The organism is Desulfuromonas sp. DDH964, from assembly GCF_001611275.1.
Classification (GTDB): Bacteria; Desulfobacterota; Desulfuromonadia; order Desulfuromonadales; family DDH964; genus DDH964.
The window spans coordinates 1,016,106-1,035,521 of record NZ_CP015080.1 but is presented as its reverse complement, the minus strand read 5'-3'; the positions used below and the strand labels follow the sequence as shown (position 1 = coordinate 1,035,521).

At 65.6% G+C, this 19,416-nt stretch carries 15 protein-coding genes; 13 read left to right on the top strand and 2 right to left on the bottom strand.

The annotated features are described in order from the left end of the window. Nucleotides 1-7 precede the first annotated feature (7 nt). The 3 genes from DBW_RS04600 to DBW_RS04590 all read left to right on the top strand — a co-directional run bounded on the left by DBW_RS04600 (nucleotide 8) and on the right by DBW_RS04590 (nucleotide 4,896). Nucleotides 8-1,867 (top strand): AMP-dependent synthetase/ligase, encoded by a 1,860-nt coding sequence (locus DBW_RS04600; RefSeq protein WP_066724905.1) that lies wholly within the window; start codon nucleotides 8-10, stop codon nucleotides 1,865-1,867. 75 nt (nucleotides 1,868-1,942) lie between these two features. After that, nucleotides 1,943-3,556: a HEAT repeat domain-containing protein gene (locus tag DBW_RS04595; protein ID WP_157471766.1), complete on the top strand. Its 1,614-nt coding sequence runs from the start codon at nucleotides 1,943-1,945 to the stop codon at nucleotides 3,554-3,556. A gap of 2 nt (nucleotides 3,557-3,558) precedes the next feature. Then, complete coding sequence (locus DBW_RS04590; RefSeq protein WP_066724899.1) at nucleotides 3,559-4,896, top strand: HD-GYP domain-containing protein; 1,338 nt, start codon at nucleotides 3,559-3,561, stop codon at nucleotides 4,894-4,896. A gap of 89 nt (nucleotides 4,897-4,985) precedes the next feature. On the opposite strand, the gene DBW_RS04585 is transcribed toward DBW_RS04590, so the two are convergent. Beyond that, complete coding sequence (locus DBW_RS04585; protein ID WP_082820178.1) at nucleotides 4,986-5,552, bottom strand: HEAT repeat domain-containing protein; 567 nt, start codon at nucleotides 5,550-5,552, stop codon at nucleotides 4,986-4,988. A gap of 155 nt (nucleotides 5,553-5,707) precedes the next feature. Beyond that, a complete protein-coding gene (locus tag DBW_RS04580; protein WP_157471764.1) occupies nucleotides 5,708-6,169 on the bottom strand; it encodes a single-stranded DNA-binding protein in 462 nt (153 codons plus the stop codon). Nucleotides 6,170-6,314: 145 nt separating this feature from the next. Between DBW_RS04580 and DBW_RS04575 the strand changes: the two genes are divergently transcribed. The 10 genes from DBW_RS04575 (at nucleotide 6,315) to thpR (ending at nucleotide 19,393) form a co-directional block, all read left to right on the top strand. Next, a complete protein-coding gene (locus tag DBW_RS04575) occupies nucleotides 6,315-7,031 on the top strand; it encodes a lysophospholipid acyltransferase family protein (protein WP_066724894.1) in 717 nt (238 codons plus the stop codon). 34 nt (nucleotides 7,032-7,065) lie between these two features. Continuing rightward, a complete protein-coding gene (locus tag DBW_RS04570) occupies nucleotides 7,066-8,778 on the top strand; it encodes a ribonuclease J (RefSeq protein ID WP_082820177.1) in 1,713 nt (570 codons plus the stop codon). A gap of 70 nt (nucleotides 8,779-8,848) precedes the next feature. Further along, nucleotides 8,849-9,640, top strand: a complete 792-nt coding sequence (locus tag DBW_RS04565; protein WP_066724886.1) for an undecaprenyl-diphosphate phosphatase — start codon at nucleotides 8,849-8,851, stop codon at nucleotides 9,638-9,640. 49 nt (nucleotides 9,641-9,689) lie between these two features. Continuing rightward, the gene (locus DBW_RS04560) at nucleotides 9,690-11,975 is read left to right on the top strand and encodes a DNA translocase FtsK (RefSeq protein WP_066724883.1); all 2,286 of its coding nucleotides are present in this window, start codon (nucleotides 9,690-9,692) and stop codon (nucleotides 11,973-11,975) included. 214 nt (nucleotides 11,976-12,189) lie between these two features. Beyond that, a complete protein-coding gene (gene larB / locus DBW_RS04555) occupies nucleotides 12,190-12,954 on the top strand; it encodes a nickel pincer cofactor biosynthesis protein LarB (RefSeq protein ID WP_066724879.1) in 765 nt (254 codons plus the stop codon). Then, nucleotides 12,951-14,138: a nickel pincer cofactor biosynthesis protein LarC gene (gene larC / locus DBW_RS04550; protein WP_066724876.1), complete on the top strand. Its 1,188-nt coding sequence runs from the start codon at nucleotides 12,951-12,953 to the stop codon at nucleotides 14,136-14,138. The genes larB and larC overlap by 4 nt, the downstream gene beginning before the upstream one ends. A 35-nt stretch (nucleotides 14,139-14,173) precedes the next feature. Then, on the top strand, nucleotides 14,174-14,632 hold the full coding sequence (locus tag DBW_RS04545) for a phosphatidylglycerophosphatase A family protein (RefSeq protein ID WP_066724873.1): 459 nt from the start codon (nucleotides 14,174-14,176) through the stop codon (nucleotides 14,630-14,632). Between the two features lie 33 nt (nucleotides 14,633-14,665). Beyond that, nucleotides 14,666-15,910, top strand: a complete 1,245-nt coding sequence (locus tag DBW_RS04540; protein WP_066724870.1) for a CinA family nicotinamide mononucleotide deamidase-related protein — start codon at nucleotides 14,666-14,668, stop codon at nucleotides 15,908-15,910. A gap of 37 nt (nucleotides 15,911-15,947) precedes the next feature. After that, entirely contained in the window at nucleotides 15,948-18,812 is a 2,865-nt protein-coding gene (locus DBW_RS04535) for a sensor histidine kinase (RefSeq protein ID WP_066724866.1), read from the top strand. After that, nucleotides 18,809-19,393, top strand: coding sequence for an RNA 2',3'-cyclic phosphodiesterase (gene thpR / locus DBW_RS04530; RefSeq protein WP_066724864.1), 585 nt, complete (start codon nucleotides 18,809-18,811; stop codon nucleotides 19,391-19,393). Before DBW_RS04535 ends, thpR begins: the two co-directional genes overlap by 4 nt. The last annotated feature ends 23 nt before the right edge of the window (nucleotides 19,394-19,416 follow it).

Sequence of the window (19,416 nt, the reverse complement as noted above, 5' to 3'; positions counted from 1 at the left end):
GTTGGCCATGCAAAAATCCATTCCAGCGATGGTCAGGGAGCGCTGCCAGAAACATCCGGAAAAAACTGTCCTGCGCCGCAAGGACCAGGGCCATTACCGCGATATCAGCTGGCAGGCCATGGGCGAGCAGGTCGATGCCTGCGGGCGCAGCCTGCTGGCATCGGGGATAGAGCCCGGCGACCGGGTGGCGATCATGGCCCGCAACTGCCCGGAATGGGTCTATGCCGACCTCGGCGCTCTCAGCGCTGGGGCGGTCACCGTCCCGGTTTACCACACCGAAGGGCTGGACGCCCTGGAACATATCCTTGCCGATTCCGGCAGCCGGGTCCTGTTTCTGCAGTCGCCCTTGACGGCAGCGGACCTCGAAACGCGCCTGGAGCATCTGCCCGGGCTTGAGCTGGTCATTCTGCTGGAGGGGAGCCTCCCTCACCCGCGAATTGTTACGCTGAAGGAATTCCTCGCCCGTGGCTCGGAAATTGACGCTGCCGCCCTGGAAGCCCGCCTGGAGAAGCTGACGCCCGGGGATCTGGCGACCTTGGTCTACACTTCGGGGACGACCGGTCCGCCCAAAGGCGCCATGCTGACCCACGAAAACATCCTTTCCAATGTCCGCGCGGCGGTCTCGGTCTTTCCCATCAACGACGAGGACGTCAGCCTCTCCTTCCTTCCCCTGTCGCACGTCTTTGAACGGGTCGACGGCTATTACCTGATGCTCCACCAGGGGGCCGTCATCGCCTATGCGGAGAGCATCGACACGGTGCCGCTCAACCTCACCGAGGTGCAACCGACGGTGGTCATCAGCGTTCCGCGTCTCTACGAGAAGATGTTCGCCCGGGTCATGGAACGGGTTCTCAATGGTCCCTGGCTGAAGAAGCAGCTCTTTTTCGGGGCGGTCAAGATTGGGCGCCAATACACCACAAGGCAACTCGCCGGCGAAACAAAGGGGTTCCTGCTCGAAACCGGCATGGCCCTCGCCCGCAAGGCGGTTTTCAGCAAGCTGCAGGAACGCCTCGGCGGCCGGCTGCGCTTTTTCATCTCCGGCGGGGCGCCGCTGATGCGGAATATTGCTGAATTTTTCCTTGCCGCCGACATTCCGATCTACGAAGGGTACGGCCTGACCGAAACCGCCGCCGGCATTGCCGTCAACACCCCCGAAAAGATGCGTCTTGGCACCGTCGGTCGCCCCCTGCCGGGAATCGAGCTGAAGATTGCCGCGGACGGTGAGATCCTGGCACGGGGCCCGGGGGTCTTCGGAGGCTACTGGAACCGCGCGGAGTTGACCCGGGACGCCTTCCGGGACGGCTGGTTCTGCACCGGGGATATTGGCGAACTCGATGGCGACGGCTTTCTTGCCATCACCGACCGCAAAAAGGACCTCATCGTTACGGCGGGCGGGGAGAATATCGCCCCGCAGAACCTTGAAAACCGTTTCAAGAGCGACAAGTACCTGGCGAATGCCATGGTTTACGGCGACGGCAAACCATTTTTGACCGCCCTGCTGGTGCCGAATTTTGAAAATCTGGAGAAATACGCCGACTACAAGAAGATTGACTATCTTAACCACTGCGATCTGGTCAGCCACCCGCGAATTCTCGACCTGATTCGCCGCCGGATCGACCAGATGCAGGCCGAGCTGCCGAGCTTTAAACGGGTCAAGCGTTTTACCCTGATTTCCCGGGATTTTTCGGCGGAAGAAGGGGAGGTGACGCCTACCCTGAAGATCAAGCGCAAGGCGATCCGGGACCACTTTGACAAGGTCCTCGAAGGGATGTACCAGGCCAGTGATCACGGCAGTCACGACAGTGGTTTTTGTATCATCGCCGACACCCCGGGCGAAGCGCAGCCCCCCGGGAAGCAGACGCGCTGAAAGGCATTTACAAGCCGGAACTCAAACGCTATCTTGTAGGGAATTTTCAGGATTCACCCCTTGCAGGAGGAGCGCGTGAGCGACCCGAACCAGCCAGAGCAGCCGAAAGTTATGGAGAACGCCCTGCGCGGCCTGGTCAAGCTGATCAAGGCGGTCCAGTATTATCCGCCGTCGCATCCGACGCTGAAGGCTGCCGCGGCGGAATGCCTGGAAGGTTTCGCTCCGCTCTTTACCGCAGGTGAGCCCAGCACCTGCACTATCCGCAAGGAAGGCTTCTTCCTCGGCGAAAATGCGGTCGGCCGGCAAAATCCGATTCTCGACAAACTGGCCCAGTTCCTCTTTACCCGACGTATTCACACCCTCCTGCTCCTGCCCGACCTGAATGGTGAAGACCTCCGCGGTTTCGCCCGCGGCCTGACCCTCGACGCGCGGGAGCTGCTGAAACTCGGTGGTATCCAGGAGGTGCTGGCCAAGGCCCTGGTTGCGACGATCTGGGTCAACGAAGTCGACCTGAAAAGTGTCCTCGCCCGCAAGGAAGAGATCGAGGCCGAAAAACTCGCCCATCCCGGCGGCGAAGAGGGCGCGGAAGACACGGAGTACGCCGAGGGGACCGATGAGGGAGTCGGGGGAAAAGAGAACAGCGCCGAGGAACGCAACCTCGCCCGGGTGCTGGAAGAGCTGAAGCAGGAGACTGGCGACCAGCGCTATCGCTACCTGCTCCAGGAACTGGCGCCCCTGGTTCATCTCAACCTGACCGACAGCGCCCGCTACCTGATCCTCGACGCCCTGACCCTGCTCGCCAGCAACGCCGGTGACCCGGGGTTGAGTGCGGCTCGCCAGGAGTTCTCGGCCCAGGCCCTTACCCAGCTCGCGACCGAAGATGTCCTCGACTTCCTGGTGACCATCCTCTGCAGTGCCGATGCCGAGGAAGGCCGCGATGCCGGCGCGGACGACAGGGAACTGGTCCTGGAAATCCTGGTCTCCCTGCAGGGCAAACTGGTGGTCTGGCGACTGATGGACCACCTTGCCCAGGAGAGTGACAGCCGGGTGCGAAAAATTCTGACCGAGGCCTTGCTGCGCCAGGGCCCGGCCGCGATCCCGATCCTCCAGGAGCATCTCGGGGACGAACGCTGGTTCGTGGTCCGCAATGCCGTCGCCATCCTCGGCGAACTGCGCGACCAGGAAGCGACGGCGGGGCTGAAGCCCCTCCTCAAGCACAAGGATGTGCGGGTACGCCGGGAGACAATCCGTTCGCTGACCAAGATCGGCGGCCAGTCGGCCGTCGGCATCCTGCTGCGAACCGTCGAAGAGGGGGACCCGGACTTGCGCCGGCAGGCTCTCCTCTCCCTGGGCGCGATGAAGAACCAGGCCGCGGTTCCGACCCTGTTGCGCCTGGTGGCGGAGCCGGATCCGATGCAGAATCGCACCGAGGTCAAGAAGGAAGCGCTCAAGGCGTTGGGGGAAATCGGCTCCAGCCTGGCGGTGCCGGTCCTGGTCGAGATATTGGGCCAGCGCAAACTCTGGCGCCGGTCGCTGCACAACGAACTGCGGGCGGCCGCGGCCGCCGCCCTTGGCGAAATCGGCGACCCAACGACCGCGGATCTTCTCACCGCGACGACCAATGACCGCGCGGCGATCGTGGTGCGGGCGGCAACCCAGGCCCTCAAACAGATCCGCAGGGGAGAGTAGGAATGGAATTTGATCTGCCGCAAAAGGTCGTTCAGGGACTGGCCGGTGCCATCAAGGGCCTGCGTCTCTATCCGGCACAACATCCGGCGATCCAGCGCCAGTTCGAGGCGCTGCAGACCAATTTCTACGCCGCCTTTACCGATGCGGACAGTCTGCGCCTCGGCCTGCTCGAAGGAAGTCTCTTTTTCGGTGAGATGCTCTTCACGGACGAGCTGCCAGCAGCCCAGGAGCTCACCCGCCTGTTCACCCAGCTCGAACTCGATGGCCTCGAATTCCGCAAGGGTCTGTCGACCCCCGATCTTAACGTCCTGGCCACCCTGCTCGATGGTGCCGCGCTGAAGGGGGAAGCGTTTGCCGCCGAGCTCCAGGCCCGGGGTATCGAGCATATTCACGCGGTGGTGGCCCGAACCAGCGACGAACCGCCCGTCGACCGCGCACCGCGCAAGGTCTACAGCAGGGCGCTGAAGGTGGTCGACTCGGTTTTCGAGGATGTGCGCCTCGGGAAGATCCCCTCCTCGGCGGAAGCCCGCGAAGTGGTGCGGGAGATGGCACGCCTGACCCTCACCGACCCCCACGCCCTCTTCGCCCTCTCCATGCTCAAGGACTACGACAACTACACCTTCACCCATTCGGTCAACGTTTCGGTCATCGCGCTGGCGGTCGGCCGGGCCTGCGGCCTGGGCGAGGAGGAGCTGCGCACCCTGGGACTCGGCGGCCTGCTGCACGACCTCGGCAAGCTCAAGATAGACATCTCTATCATTAACAAGCCGGGGCGGCTCACGGAAGAAGAGTTTGACCAGATTCGCAAACACCCCCGCACCGGTGCCGACATCGTTGCGGAGATGGAGGGGGTCACCGCCGGCGTCATTGACATTGTGCTCGGCCATCACCTGCATTACAACCGCAAAGGCTATCCCGCCGATGCCCGTGGCCGTGCCGTTTCCCCGCTCGCCGACATGGCGGCTATCGCCGATTCCTACGATGCGATGACTACCCTGCGTTCCTACCAGCAGCCAGTAACTCCGCGCAAGGCGATCAAGATGCTGCGCGAAGTCACCGGCACCATTCTTCATCCCGATTTCGTCGAGAAATTCATCGCATCCCTCGGCTCCTATCCGGTCGGAACCCTGGTGCGCCTCAACAGCAATGAGATCGGGCTGGTCGTCCGGGTCGGAATCGACTGCCCCGACGACGTCCAGTTGAAAATTCTCTTTGACAGCGACGGCGAGCCCCTCGACGATCCGCTGCTGATGGAACTCTCCAGCGACAACGCCAGACGTATCGTCGCCGAAGTCGACCCCTTCGTGCGCGGCATCGATGTCACCGATTACTTCGAATAGGCAGTAAAAACGCCTGGGGGCACACAGACAGAGACGGCCGGGGAACTTTCCCCGGCCGTCTCGATGTGAACCAGCTTTTCGCGCTCAGATCAGATTTCGAGCTGTCCCAGGGCGCGCGCCGCTTCGCGGCGGATTGCCGGCCGGGAGTCTTCGAGCATGGCAAAGAGCACGGCTTCGCCCTCCGGAGCGCCGATCATGCCGATGGCGCGCAGGGCGCTTTTGACCAGCTCCTCGTCCTGCGCAGTCAGCAGTTTGGCCAGATAGGGGACCAGCCGCCGGTCACCGAACTTGCCAAGAGCCTCGGCCGTATGCACCCGGACGGCAGGATGGGGATCACGCAGATGTCTGACCAGCTGCGGCAGCGTCTTTGGATTCTGCTTGCGTCCGAGAACCTGAACCGCTGCGGCCCGCAAGTCTTCGTCCTTGTCAGCGAGGGCAGTCAGCAGCGGCGGAAAAACCTGACTGCTGTTGATCCGCTCGAGGGCGTAAACCGCGCGCACCCGCTGGCCACGGTTGTCACCTGCCAGAACAGCAATGACCTGGTCGAGAGCAAGGGCCGACTCCAGCCGTTCCAGGGCGTCGGCTGCGGCAAACCGCACCCCCTCGTCGCTGTCGTTCAACGCTGCCCTGAGTCGCTCTTTACGTGTTCCCAGCATACCCGCGGTCTGTCTCTGGACGCTCAGCCGGACAAGGCCGATCCGGCTCGGTTGGAAACAAGGGACCTGATTGCAAATACATCCCGCCGTCGTCGACGGCAACAGGGGGCGTAGGGAGACCACACCCGCAGCAGCGTCGCCGCGCCTGACCTGGATCAGAACGGAATGTCGTCATCCGGATTGAACGGGGGATCACTGAAGTCGTCGGCGGCCGGACGCGAGCCCCCCCCCTGCCCCTGGGCGGGGCGCCGGCTCTCGCCGCCGCGGGACGGTTGCCCGCTGTCATCGCCGGCCCGGCCCAGCATCTGCATCTGGTCGGCGACGATCTCGGTCATATAGCGTTTGTTGCCGTCGCGGTCGTCATAGCTGCGGGTCTGGATTTTCCCCTCGATGTAAACCTGCTTCCCCTTGTGGAGAAACTTGCCGCAGATCTCGGCGAGCTGCCGCCAGGCCACGATATTGTGCCATTCGGTCTTTTCCTGCATCTCGCCGTTCTTGTCCTTGTAACGGTCGCTGGTGGCGAGCGAAAAGGTCGCCACCGCCACCCCGGCCGGGGTGTAGCGCAGTTCCGGATCCTTGCCGAGATTGCCTACCAGAATCACCTTGTTGACCGACATGATGGTGCCCTCCCTCGTCGTGCTTGGAATGGGCACGAGTCTAGCGGAAATAGCCGATACTGTAAAGATGATTAAGGAAAAAGGTTTGACTGCTTCCGGCAACTTCCCTAGACTGTTTGCTTTCCAGCGCAAGGAGTTGCCGCCGATGCTGCGGACGACTGTTTTTTGGGCCCTGTTCCTGCCGCTGACCCTTCTCGTGATCCTGGCGGGACTGCCGGCATCGTTGTTCAGCCCCGACTACCTGCACAACTGCGGACGGTTCTGGGGCCGGGCCGCCCTGCGCCTGGCCGGCACCCGGCTTCAGGTCAACGGCCAGGAGCACCTTCCGGTCGGGCAGCCGGTAATCTACATGGCCAACCACCAGAGCCAGTTCGATATCCTGGCGCTCTTTGCCGGGATTCCCGGCCAGTTTCGCTGGCTCGCCAAGGCCGAACTCTTCCGCATTCCCCTCTTCGGGCTGGCGATGCTCCGCGCCGGCTATATCCCGGTCAACCGTGGCAACCGCCGGGAGGCGATGCAGAGCATGACCGCCGCCGCCCGCCGCATTGCCAGCGGCACCTCGGTAGTGGTCTTCCCGGAAGGAACCCGCTCCGACGATGGCCAACTCCTGCCGCTGAAAAAGGGTGGTTTTCTCCTCGCCATCCACTCCCAGGTGCCGATTGTTCCTATCGCCATCCACAACAGCGGGCGTCTGCTCCCCAAGGGGAGCCGCATCCTGCGGCCTGGCAAAATCCAGATCGAGATCCTGCCTGCCATCCCGACCACCGGGCTGCGCAGCGCGGCCAGCGAAGAGCTGAGCATGCAGGTTCGCCAAGCGCTGGAAGCGGCCCTCGCGCGGGGCGCCGACCGCTTTGCCTTCTGATGCGACGGGTCGCCTGCCACGCCAGAGGAGTCCTGTGACCGAACTCCACCCCAAACACAAAAGCCACTCCGAACTCGCTCCCCTCGCGAGCGGAGCGGTTCGCATTCTTGCGCTTGGCGGCCTCGGCGAAATCGGCCTCAACCTGCTGGTGGTCGAAGCGGAGGGGGCCCTGCTGATCGTCGATTGCGGCCTGATGTTCCCCGAGGCCGCGATGCTCGGCGTCGACCTGGTCCTGCCCGACGTTGCCGTCCTGGCACCGCGCAGCGCCGACATCGTGGCGATTCTCCTCACCCACGGCCACGAGGACCACATTGGCGCCCTCCCCTTCCTCCTCGGCCAGCTCGGCTACCCACCGATCTACGGCACGCCGCTGACCCTCGGCCTGGTCGAGGGAAAACTGGAGGAGCACGGCATCCGTGGTCACGCCCGGCTGCACCAGGTCGAACTGCGGCAACCCTTCTCCCTCGGCCCTTTCGCCATCGAGTTTTTTCGCGCCGCCCATTCGATCGTCGACGGTGCCGGCCTGAGTATCGGCACCCCGGCCGGGCGCATTGTCCATACCGGGGACTTCAAGCTCGACCCGACCCCGGTTGATGGTCAGCCGACCGACCTGGCCCGGCTCGCCGCCTACGGCGAGGAAGGGGTCCTGCTCCTGCTGGCCGACTCGACCAACGTCGAGCGGGAAGGGTTCACCCTCAGCGAGCGGGTCGTTGGTGAGGCATTTGCCGAGATCCTCCCCGGCTGCAGCGGCAAGGTCATCGTCGCCACCTTCTCCTCCAACATCCACCGCATCCAGCAGGTTGCCGACGCCGCCCGTGCCAGCGGCCGTCGGCTGCTGGTCAACGGCCGCAGCATGCTGCAGAATATCGCTATCGCATGCAGGCTCGGCTACCTGCATATCGCCGACGAGGACTTCATCGACCTGCGGCAACTGGAACAGCTTCCCCCGGAAGAGGTCCTGATCCTGACCACCGGCAGCCAGGGCGAACCGCTCTCCGCCCTGGTGCGCATTGCCACCGACGACCACAAACAGATCCATATCGAACCCGGGGACACGGTGATCCTCTCCTCCAAGTTCATCCCCGGCAACGAGAAGGCGATCAGCGAGTTGATCAACCACCTCTACCGGCGCGGCGCCGAGGTCTTTTACGAGACCACCAGCGAGGTCCATGTCTCCGGCCATGCCGCCCAGGAGGAGCTGAAGCTGGTCCTGGGCCTGGTCCGGCCACACTTTTTCGTGCCGGTCCATGGCGAGTATCGCCACCTGGTCCGCCACGCCCGCCTCGCCCGGCAGACCGGGGTCGCCGCGGAGCGGGTTTTTGTCCTCGAGAATGGCGAGCCACTGGTCCTTTCGCCCAATGGCCATCGCCACGAGCCAAGGGTCGAATGTGGCCGGATCTTTGTCGACGGCAAGGGGGTCGGTGATGTCGGCGCGATGGAACTGCGCGACCGCCGCCACCTGGCCAACCACGGCATGGTGGTGGTCCTTCTGGCCCTCAGCCAAAAGGACGGCCGGCTCGTCTACGGCCCCGAGTTGCTGTCCCGCGGCTTTGTCCCTGAAGGGGAAAGCGGTGACTATCTCGACCAGGCCCGCCGGGTGGTGGAGGAGATGCTCGCCGAACACAGCCTGGCCGCCTTGGCCGATCGTGAAGAACTGCGTATTGAAGTCCGCAAGACCCTGCGCCGGTTTTTCAACCGCACCATCGAAAGGCGCCCCCTGATCCTGCCGGTGATCATGGAACTGTAAACCGGTTTTGCGTTCTACGGCCTGCGTTAAACTCAAAACTCAAAACTCAAAACTCAAAACGGATTTCATCATGACCCTTGCCCAATCCCTGCTCCTCGGCCTGCTCCAGGGAGTAACCGAATTCCTGCCGGTCTCCTCCTCCGGACATCTGGCCATCGTCCAGCACCTGCTGCCGGGGTTTTCCCAGCCCGGGGTCTTCTTCGATGTCCTTCTCCACCTCGCCACCATGCTCGCGGTGGTCCTCTATTTTCGCCGTGACCTCTTTGCCCTGGCGCGTTCGCCGCTGCGGCGCGACCAGGCCGATCGCGACCACTTCCGGATTCTGCTCCTGCTGCTGCTCGCCTCGCTGCCGACCGCCGTCATCGGCCTGGCCGGCAAGGATTTTTTCGAGGGGCTCTTCACCAACCTCCCGGTGGTGGGGCTGATGCTGCTCGTCACCGGCAGTCTCCTCTTCGTCGCCGCCCGCTACCAGCGCCCCGGCCGCCTGCAGCCGGAATTGCGAGTCAGCGATGCGCTCTGGGTCGGAACCGTCCAGGGGCTGGCCATTATCCCCGGCATTTCCCGTTCGGGGTCGACCATCGCCACCCTGCTGCTCAAGGGGGTGGATGGCGAAACCGCCGCCCGCTTCTCCTTCCTCCTTGCGTTGCCGGCGGTCCTTGGCGCCGCCCTCCTCTCGCTGCGCGATCTCCATGCCGTCCCGACCGGTCAGCTGCCGATCTACTTTGCCGGCGCCGCTGCTGCTTTCGCCGCCGGGCTCGCCTCCATCCATCTCCTGCTCGGCGTCATCCGCCAGCGCCGGCTGACGCTTTTCGCCATCTACTGCTGGGGGCTCGGCGGGCTGGTATTTTGGCTCACAATATGAGAGGATTGCCCGGGCTCCCGAATTATCTGGAACGGATCGACCAACCGTGATGAACGAAGACGCCAAACCGCTATTCCGTGAACATCTAAGAAAAGAGATCGCCGGCGTCTTCTGGCTGGCGGTCGGTGCTTTTCTGCTTTTGGCCCTGGTCTCCTATCACGGCAGTGACCCCTCCTTCAACAACAACCTCCACCCGCAGACGGTGCGCAATTTCGGCGGCGTCGTCGGCGCCCATCTCGCCGACCTCTTCTTCCAGGTCTGCGGCCTGCCGGCGCTGCTGATCCCCGGCGCCTGCCTCCTTCTCGCCTGGCGGCTTCTCAAATTCCGCGACATCAAGGTCCGGGCCTACAAGGTCGGCGCCTTTTTGCTGCTGCTGGTCTCCCTCGACGGGCTGATCGCCCTGCGCTGGCAGGAGGTGACCTTTGCCGGCCAGCCGATCGCCAAGGCCGGCGGCGCCATCGGCAGCCTGCTCGCCGACGCCCTGGTCAGTTACCTCAACATCACCGGTGCGGCGATCTTCCTTTCGGTCTTCTTCCTGGTCGGCGTCATGCTGGTGGCCCGCTTTTCGATGGTCCTCTTCCTCGAGGGGGTGCTGGCGCGCCTCGCCGGCTGGCTCGAACAGCGCCGGGAAGCGCGCCGGGCAAAAAAGGAACAGCGGGCCCGGGCCGCAGGGACTCGTCTCGACCACGCCCCGCTGATCGTCCAGCCCGAGCCGAAACCGCTGCTGCCGGCACCCAAGCCCCAGGCGAAGAAGAAAAAGAAGGACGAGACCGGCCCGCAGGAGACCTTCTCCTTCCTCGAACCGAGTGGCACCTACCACCGCCCGCTCCTCTCCCTGCTCGACCACGAAGGAGAGAGCCTGCGTCCCATCGACCGCGATTCGCTGATGATGCAGGCCAGGATTCTGGAGAAGAAGCTCAAGGACTTCAACGTCGAGGGGGAGGTGGTCGAGGTCAAGCCGGGACCGGTCGTCACCATGTACGAGTTCGCGCCGGCGCCGGGGGTCAAGGTGAGCAAGATCGCCGGCCTCTCCGACGACCTGACCATGGCCCTGAAGGCTCTTTCGATCCGCATCGTCGCGCCGATTCCGGGCCGCGGCGTGGTCGGCATCGAGATCCCCAACAAGGACCGGGAAACGGTCTGGCTCAAGGATATTCTCGACTCCGAAGAGTTCCAGAAGACTGGCGGCCGGCTGCCGATGGCGCTCGGCAAGGACATCTTCGGCCGCACCGTGGTCGCCGACCTCGCCAAGATGCCCCATGTCCTCGTCGCCGGCTCCACCGGCAGCGGCAAGTCGGTGTCGATCAACACCATGATCCTTTCGCTCCTCTACCGCGCCACCCCGGAGGATGTGCGCATCATCATGGTCGACCCGAAGATGCTCGAGCTCTCCATCTACGAAGGGATTCCGCACCTGCTGCTGCCGGTCGTCACCAATCCGAAGAAGGCCGCCCTCGCCCTCAACTGGGCGGTGCGCGAGATGGAGCGCCGCTACAAGCTGATGGCCGACAAGGGGGTACGCAACATCGACGGCTACAACAAGAAGCTGGCGCGGGAAGCGAAGGAAAAAGAGGAGCTGCGCAAGAAGGGGCAGGTGGTGATCGAGGCGATCGACCCCGACGAGGAGGAGTTGCCGGAGATCGAGCTCGCCGAGGGGGAGATCCTCGAGCATGGGCATCTGCCGTTTATCGTCGTCATTGTCGACGAACTGGCCGATCTGATGATGGTTGCCGGCCGCGAGATCGAGGAATCGATTGCCCGCCTCGCGCAGATGGCCCGGGCGTCGGGTATCCACCTGATCCTCGCCACCCAGCGCCCGTCGGTCGATGTCATCACCGGCCTGATCAAGGCCAACTTCCCGACCCGCATCTCCTTCAAGGTCTTCTCCCGCACCGACTCGCGCACCATCCTCGATTCGATGGGGGCCGAAACCCTGCTCGGCATGGGGGACATGCTCTACCTCCCCCCCGGAACCGGCGCCCTGCAACGGGTCCATGGCGCCTTCGTCTCCGAGCTGGAAGTGCAGCGGGTGGTCGACTTTCTCAAGAAGCAGGGGGAGCCCGAATACGACAAGTCGATCCTCGACCCCCCGCCGAGCAGTGATGGCGGCGGGTCAGGAGACGAGGAAGGGGACGACGAGAAGTGGGACGAGGCGCTGGCGCTGGTCGCCGAGACCCGCCAGGCATCGATCTCCATGCTGCAGCGCCGCCTGCGGGTCGGCTACAACCGCGCCGCGCGCATGATCGAAAAGATGGAGCAGGAAGGGGTCGTCGGCCCCTCCGACGGCACCAGCCGGCCGCGGGAGGTCTTCATCAACCGCATCCAGGCCCCGTAAGTCTGTTCCTCCTTTTCAGACTGCAAGCAGACAGCCCCTGCCATCTTCGGTGGGGGCTGTCTGCATTGACGCAATGGCAGTTTCCGGACAAGAAACCATTCCTGTGCTGGTGACAGGGCCGGTGCCGGGCCAGATCAATTGGGCCGATTTGGTCGTTGCAATCCCGGTCCAAGCTGATAGATTTGGACACTTGCAAAGCCAGACTGGACGGACCATGAATCAGAACGAATTGAAACAGCTCCTGGACGCTATTCGCAGCGGCGAACTGTCGGTGAACGCCGGGCTGGAGCAATTGCGCGCCCTCCCCTTCGCCGACCTCGGCGTGGCGCACATCGATCACCACCGGGAGTTGCGCCAGGGCGCGCCGGAGGTGATCCTCGGCCAAGGCAAGAGTCTTGCCCAACTGCGGACGATCATCGGTCACATGGCCGAGCGCCGACGCAACATCCTCGTCACCCGCCTCGACGCGGAGAAGGCCGCAGCCCTGCGGCAGGAGCACCCCGCGGCCGAGTACGACAGCGACGCCCGCACCTGGTGCCTGGTGCAAGCGCCGATCGCCCCGGTCGGCAGCGGCACGGTGCTGGTCGTCTGTGCCGGCACCTCCGACCTGCCGGTTGCCCGGGAGGCGGCGATCACCGCCCGGATGCTCGGCAACAGCGTGGAAGAGCTGGTCGATGTCGGCGTCGCCGGCATTCACCGCCTGCTGGCGCGCCAGGAGCTGTTGCAGCGGGCGGCGGTTATCATCGTCGTCGCCGGCATGGAGGGGGCCCTGCCGTCGGTGGTCGGTGGCATCGTCGCGGTGCCGGTGATCGCCGTCCCCACCTCCGTCGGCTACGGTGCGGCCTTCGCCGGCGTCGCCGCACTGCTCGGCATGCTCAATTCCTGCGCCAGCGGCGTTACCGTGGTCAATATCGACAACGGCTTCGGCGCCGCCTTCGCCGCCACCCGCATCAACCGCCTGGGGGGAGCCCGGGAATGAGCCTGCTCTACCTCGATCCCTTCTCCGGAATTTCCGGCGACATGTTCCTCGGCCTGCTGATCGATCTCGGCCTGACCGAGAACGAACTTCTCGCCGGCCTTGCCCCCCTTGCCCTGCCCGGCTGGCGCCTCGAATGCCGGCGCGAACAGCGTCGTGGTCTGGCCGGCAGCCGGGTCCTGGTCCATTGCGCCGAAGAAGACCAGCATCGCACCTGGGCCGGCATCGACCAACTGCTGACACAAGCCCCCCTCGATCCGCCGGTGCGCGACCTCGCCCGGCGCATCTTTCGCCGCCTCGGCAAAGCCGAGGCCAGGGTCCACGGCATCCCCCTCGAAAAGGTCCACTTCCACGAGGTCGGCGCCCTCGATTCGATCATCGACATCGTCGGCGCGGCCGTCGGCCTGACCCGGCTCGCGCCGCAACAGATCGTCTGCGCCCCCCTCCCCCTCCCCCTCGCCCACGGCCTCGTCGCGACCGGTCATGGACGCTACCCGCTGCCGGCGCCGGCCACCGCCGAACTGCTGCGCGGGGCGCCGATCACCAGCGGCGACTGCGCCCAGGAACTGGTCACGCCGACCGGGGCGGCGATCGTGGCCGAGGTCGCCCGCTTTGGCCCGATGCCGGCCATGACCCTGGAACGGATCGGCTACGGTGTCGGCAGCCGCGACCTCTCCGACCGGCCGAACCTGCTGCGCGGATTCCTCGGTACCCTGGAGAGCGGTGGCCTGGAGAGCGACGAAGTCACGGTCCTTGAGAGCCATCTCGACGACAGCAACCCCGAATGGCTGGGGGGGCTGCTGGAGCGACTGCTGGCCGCCGGCGCGCTCGATGCCGGCTTCGCGCCGCTGCAGATGAAGAAAAACCGGCCGGGCCTGCGCCTGACCGTGGTCGCGCCGCCGGAACTGGAGAGTGCCCTGGCCCGGCTGATTCTGCGCGAAAGCAGCGCCAGCGGCCTGCGTCTGCGCCGGGAACGCCGCCTCAAGTTGCACCGGGAGACCGCCAGCGTCGAAACCCTCCTCGGCACCGCCCGCATCAAGCTGCTCTACGAGGGGAGCGAGCTGTTGCGCATCACCCCCGAGTTCGAAAGCTGCCGCGAGCTGGCCGCCGCCAGCGGCACTCCGCTGCCGGCCGTCTACCGACAGGTTGAGCAGGCCGCCGCGGCCCGCTTCGAAAAACAGCCCTAACCCCGCACCGCGTCCCCTGGGAGCCGCCGAAGTCCATGCGCCGTTTCATCCTCTTTCTCTCCAGCAATGCCGGCCTCGGCTACGCCCCGGTCGCCTCGGGGACCTTCGGCACCCTCGCCGGGATCCCGGTCTTCTGGCTCCTCGCCGGCCTGCCGGCGCCGCTCTGGCTTCTCACCTGGTGCGCCCTGCTCGCCCTCGCCTGCTGGGTCGCCGAGGCGGCCGGGCGCATCTACGGAGTGACCGACGACGGCCGCATCGTCATCGACGAGTTGGTCGGCTACCTGGCCACCGTCGCCCTCCTCCCCTTCTCCTGGCCGGCGGCGCTCCTCGGCTTCTTCTGGTTCCGCCTCTTCGACGTTTTCAAGCCGCCGCCGGTCTCCTGGATCGACCGGCGCTGGAAGAACGGGGTCGGCGTGGTCTTCGACGATGTCATGGCGGGCCTCTACGCGGCGGCGGCGCTGCGCCTCACCTTGTCGGTGTTCGGGCTCGGCTGATGCCAGCGCACGATTGCAGCGAAGGGAAACCTCATGGGCCCTGATCTCGCCATCCTTACCATTGGCGACGAACTGCTAAATGGTGAGATTGCCGACACCAACACCCCGGCCATGGCCCGGCTCCTCGCTGACTACGGCTACCGGGTGCGGGAGCGCCTGAGTGTCGGCGACAGCGAAACGGCGATTGCCGATACCCTGCTGACTCTCGCCAGCCGCAACCAGGTGATTCTCGTCAGCGGCGGCCTCGGCCCGACCGCCGACGATTTGACCGCCCGCGGTGCCGCGCGTGCCTTTGGCCGTCGCCTGATCCTCAACGACGAAGCCCTGGCCCAGATCCGCGCCTGGTTCGACTCGCGGCGCAGCAGCATGCATACCGGGGACGAAAAGCAGGCGCTGCTGCCGCAAAAGGCGACCCTGCTTCCCAACCGCCAGGGGAGCGCTCCCGGTTTCCAGCTCCGGGAACGGGGACGGAGCCTTTACTTCCTGCCGGGGGTACCGGCCGAGATGATCGCCATGTTGCGGGAGGAAGTTCTCCCCCGGCTGGAGGCGGATCATCCCGGCGCCCCAGCGAGCCGGCAGCGGGTGCTGCGGCTCTTCGGCCTCGCCGAGCCGCGCTGTGAGGAGCTCCTGGCCGACAGCGGCCTCCCGGCGGGGATCGAACTGGCCTACGCGGTCGAGTTCCCCGAGGTCCTGGTCAAGCTCCGCGCGACCGGGGAAGATGCCGATGCCCGGCTCGATCGGGCCGAGGTTTGGGCGCGGCGGGCCTGCGACAGCTACCTTGTCGCCAGCGGTGAAGAGACCCTGGCCGGCAACGTCGCCCGCCTGCTGACCAATGCCGGACAGACCCTGGCGCTGGCCGAATCCTGCACCGGCGGCCTGGTCGCCAAGCTGCTGACCGACATCCCGGGCGCTTCCACCTTTTTCGAACGGGGCGCCGTGACCTACGCCAACAGCGCCAAGCAAGACTGGCTCGGCGTCCCGGAGACGATCCTCAACGGGCCGGGGGCGGTCAGCGCCGAGTGTGCCGAGGCGATGGCCCGCGGCCTGCGTCTTGCCGCCGGGACCGATCTCGCCCTGGCCATTACCGGCATCGCCGGGCCCGCGGGCGGCACCCCGGGAAAACCGGTGGGGACGGTCTTCATCGCCCTGGCCGGCGACGCCGGAGCTGCGGTCAACCGCTACCTCTTTCCCGGTGATCGCCAGGCGGTGCGCACCTTAAGCGCCTACACGGCCCTCGACAGCCTGCGCCGCCATTTGATGGCAGTTGCGGCCGGCTGAAGGCAAGCCCCATCACGCAAGGATGAAAGAGCCCGTCATGAACCGGTCGCATCGATGGCAGCGCACCGCACTTTTCCTGGTCCTCGCCGGGATGCTGCTGCTCGCTCTCATCGAGCTGCTGACCGCGCTGCAGGCAGGGACGGCGAGCAAATCTGACCGGCTCCGGCTCGGACGCCAGGCGGCCCTCGCCGCGCAGGCGGCACGGCGCCTCGAATGGCCCTTGCAGCGGCTGCAGGAAGGACTGGCCCACCTCGCGGAATCGGCCGGGCAGGGGAGCCCCCCCCCGGCCAGCGACTCCGCCGGAATGGAACTGCTCTACCACGAATTCCCGGAGCCCCTCCTGACCGCCCTATACCGTCTCGACAGTCATGGTCGAGCGATAGGCGCATACCCGGCGGGTGTCCTCACCGACCTGGGCGGGCTCCCGCAACTGCAGCAGCTATCCACCCACCCCTCCCGGCTGCAACTCCTCAGCGAAGCCGACCCGCCGCTACTCGCGCTGCGGCAGCCGTTCTACTCCGGCACCACGATCAGCGGGGAATACGGTGCGCTGGTCGACCTGCGCCGCTTGGCCGCCGCGACCCTGGCGGAACTGACGGGGCAGGCCGACCTCGCTTTTATCGTCGATGCCGGCGGGCGTTTCCTGCTTCACACCAACCCCGGCCTCGACGGCCGGCCGGCAATCTACCTCGCTGCCGAAGAGGAAGAAACTTCCCTCCGCAAATGGCTCCGGCAAGGCTGCGCCGAGCCGGTAGCGGATCTGCCGACGCCACTGGCCGCCGCGCTGCTGCTGCAATCACCCGCGGCAGCAGCCGGTGGCACGACCCTGCGTCTCACGCCGCTGCGAATCGGCGAGAGCCACTGGTCACTGGGGCTGGTTTTCCCGGTGCCGGAACCGAGCGCACCCTTGCCGCACGCCCCCTGGGCCGGTCCCCTGCTGCTCCTTGCCAGCGCCACCCTGGCCGGTTTCGCCTGGCGGCAACAACGTTTGCAACAGGAGCTGGCCACCCGCACCGCGACCTGCCGCGGGCAGGGGAGCGATCTCCAGCAACTGAGCGCGGATCTCGAACTCGCCAACCAGCGCTATCAGCACCTGCTCGACCATGCCGGTGACGCCCTCTTTTTCCTCGACCCGGGGGACGGCTCCCTGCTCGAAATCAACCGGCAGGCCGAGGAGCTGCTCGGCTACAGTGCCGCGGAGATTCACTGCCTCTCCCTCGAAGTTCTCTTTCCCGGCCAGCAACGGCGCCGCTTTCTGCGCCTGGTGCACACCGTTCGCCAAAAGGGCTACGGGGAGAGTGACGACCTCATCTTCCGCCGCAAGGACGGCAGCCTCTTCACCGGCGCTGTGCACGCCCGCCTCGGCCAGCTCGGCCAACAGAAGGTCGTACATGGCGTGCTGCGCGACGTCACCGAACGCAAGCGGATCAACCAGGAACTGCGCCAGCGCAACCGCGACCTCACCCTGGTCAACGAAATCAGTCTGCTCGCTGCCAACAGCAGCGACCTGCCGGGGATGCTCGCCGCCATCCTGCAGCGCCTGGTGGAAAACTTCGCCGCCAGCGGCGGCGGCATCTTCCTCGCCCGGGAGTCCGGCACCCGCCTGCGGCTGGAGGCTCATCACGGCCTCCCCCCTGAGATCGTTGCCATGTTCGCTGAAATCGCCAGCGACATCGGCGTCGTCGGCCGGGTCATGAAGAGCGGCCAGCCCAAAGGCTCTGCCGACTTGCAACGGGACCGCCGGGTTCATTTCGAGCCGGTCCGGGAAGCGGGCTGGCGGGCCTTCCAGGCCGTCCCCCTGATCGCCAATGACCAGACGGTCGGGGTCTTTTTCCTCTTCGCCCGGCACAAGCAACTCTACCGGCGCGACGAAATCAACCTGCTGCTGGCGATCGGCCGCCAGCTCGGCACCGCCGTCCAGGGCGCCAACCTCTTCGAGGCCCTGGCCTGGCAGAACCGGCTCACCCAGGCCAGCAACCGCGAGCTCAGGATTTCGCGCCAGCGGCTGCGTGACAACCTCAGCCGGATGACGGAAAGCAAGCGCTCGCTGGAACACCTGGAGCGGATGAAGAGCCAGTTCCTCGCCCTCGCCTCCCACGAACTGCGCACGCCGCTGACCTACATTCTTTCCGGCAGTGAACTCCTTGCCGACCGTTTCGGCAGCAGCCTCGACGACGACGGGAGAATCGCCCTCTCCGCCGTGCAGCAGGGGGGATTGCGCCTCAACGAGGTGGTCGGCGACCTGCTGGAAGTGGCCCGCATCGAGTCCCAGGACCTCTACCTGAGCCGGGAGCCGGTCGCCGCCTTCGACCTCGTCAGCCGCCTCCACGAGGAATTTAAGCCGCGGATGGACGAGCGCAGCCTGCGCCTCGAAATCATCATGTTCCCCGATGCAGTCCGGCTCAACGGAGACGCCCACCACCTGCGCCGCACCTTCGGTCGCCTGCTCGAAAATGCCGTCAAATTCACCCCGGCCGGTGGGGTCATAACGATATCCGGCCACCTGCGCCGCAGTGCCGAGATTCTGGCGCGGCAAGAACAGCTCAAACCCTTTTCTCCGCGCTTCTTCCGCACCCCGCCCCCGGACCAGTTGCTGCAGATCACCATCCGGGATTCGGGGGTCGGGATCGATCCCGAAGAGCAGCTGCGCATCTTCGACAAGTTCTATGAAGTCGGCGAGATCGCCAGCCATTTCACCTCCACCAGCCGTTTCGGTGGCAAGGGGGTGGGACTGGGCCTGGCCCTGGTGAAAGGGGTGATCGAGGCCCACGGCGGCATGGTCTGGGTCGAAAGCTCGGGGACCGCCGACGGCGACGGGAGTGCCTTCCACCTGCTGCTGCCGGCCATCGCCCCCGAGGCTGGGAGCGCCGCCGTCGCCCCGGCCCTGGCGGAGGGCGGATGACCCGTGCCTTCCTCGCCATCCCCCTTCCCGGGGAAGTCCGCGACCGGTTGCATGATTTGATTGCGGGGTTGCGCGCCGACCTCCCGGCAGTCCGCTGGAGCCGGCCTGAAACCCTTCACCTGACGCTGCGCTTTTTCGGCGACCTCGACGAAGAATCGCTTGAAAAAATAGGCAAAATCATGCTATCGATAGGGCGCCTGCACGCCCCTTTCGCCGTCGACCTGATCGGCCTCGGCAGCTTCCCCGCAGCGAACCGGGCCCGGGTTTTCTGGCTGGGAGTCCGCGACCGGGGGGAGTTGGCGGCGCTCCACGACGCCTTCGAACGACAGCTTCCGGATGCGGGTATCCCCCGAGAGCAGCGCCCCTTTTTCCCACACCTCACCCTCGGTCGGCACCGCGGATCAGGGCTTGCCGCCGGACCGCTGCTGGCCCGGCATGGGGAATGGGACTGTGGCCGGTTGCCGGTGACCCGCCTGGTCCTCTATGAAAGTCGCCTGCGACCGGGCGGAGCGCTCCATCTCCCCCGGCACAGCGTTCCCCTTGGCGCCGCGGCACCCCGGTCCGGAACCGTTAACCAGTAACCCAACATTTCGGAGGACGAGCA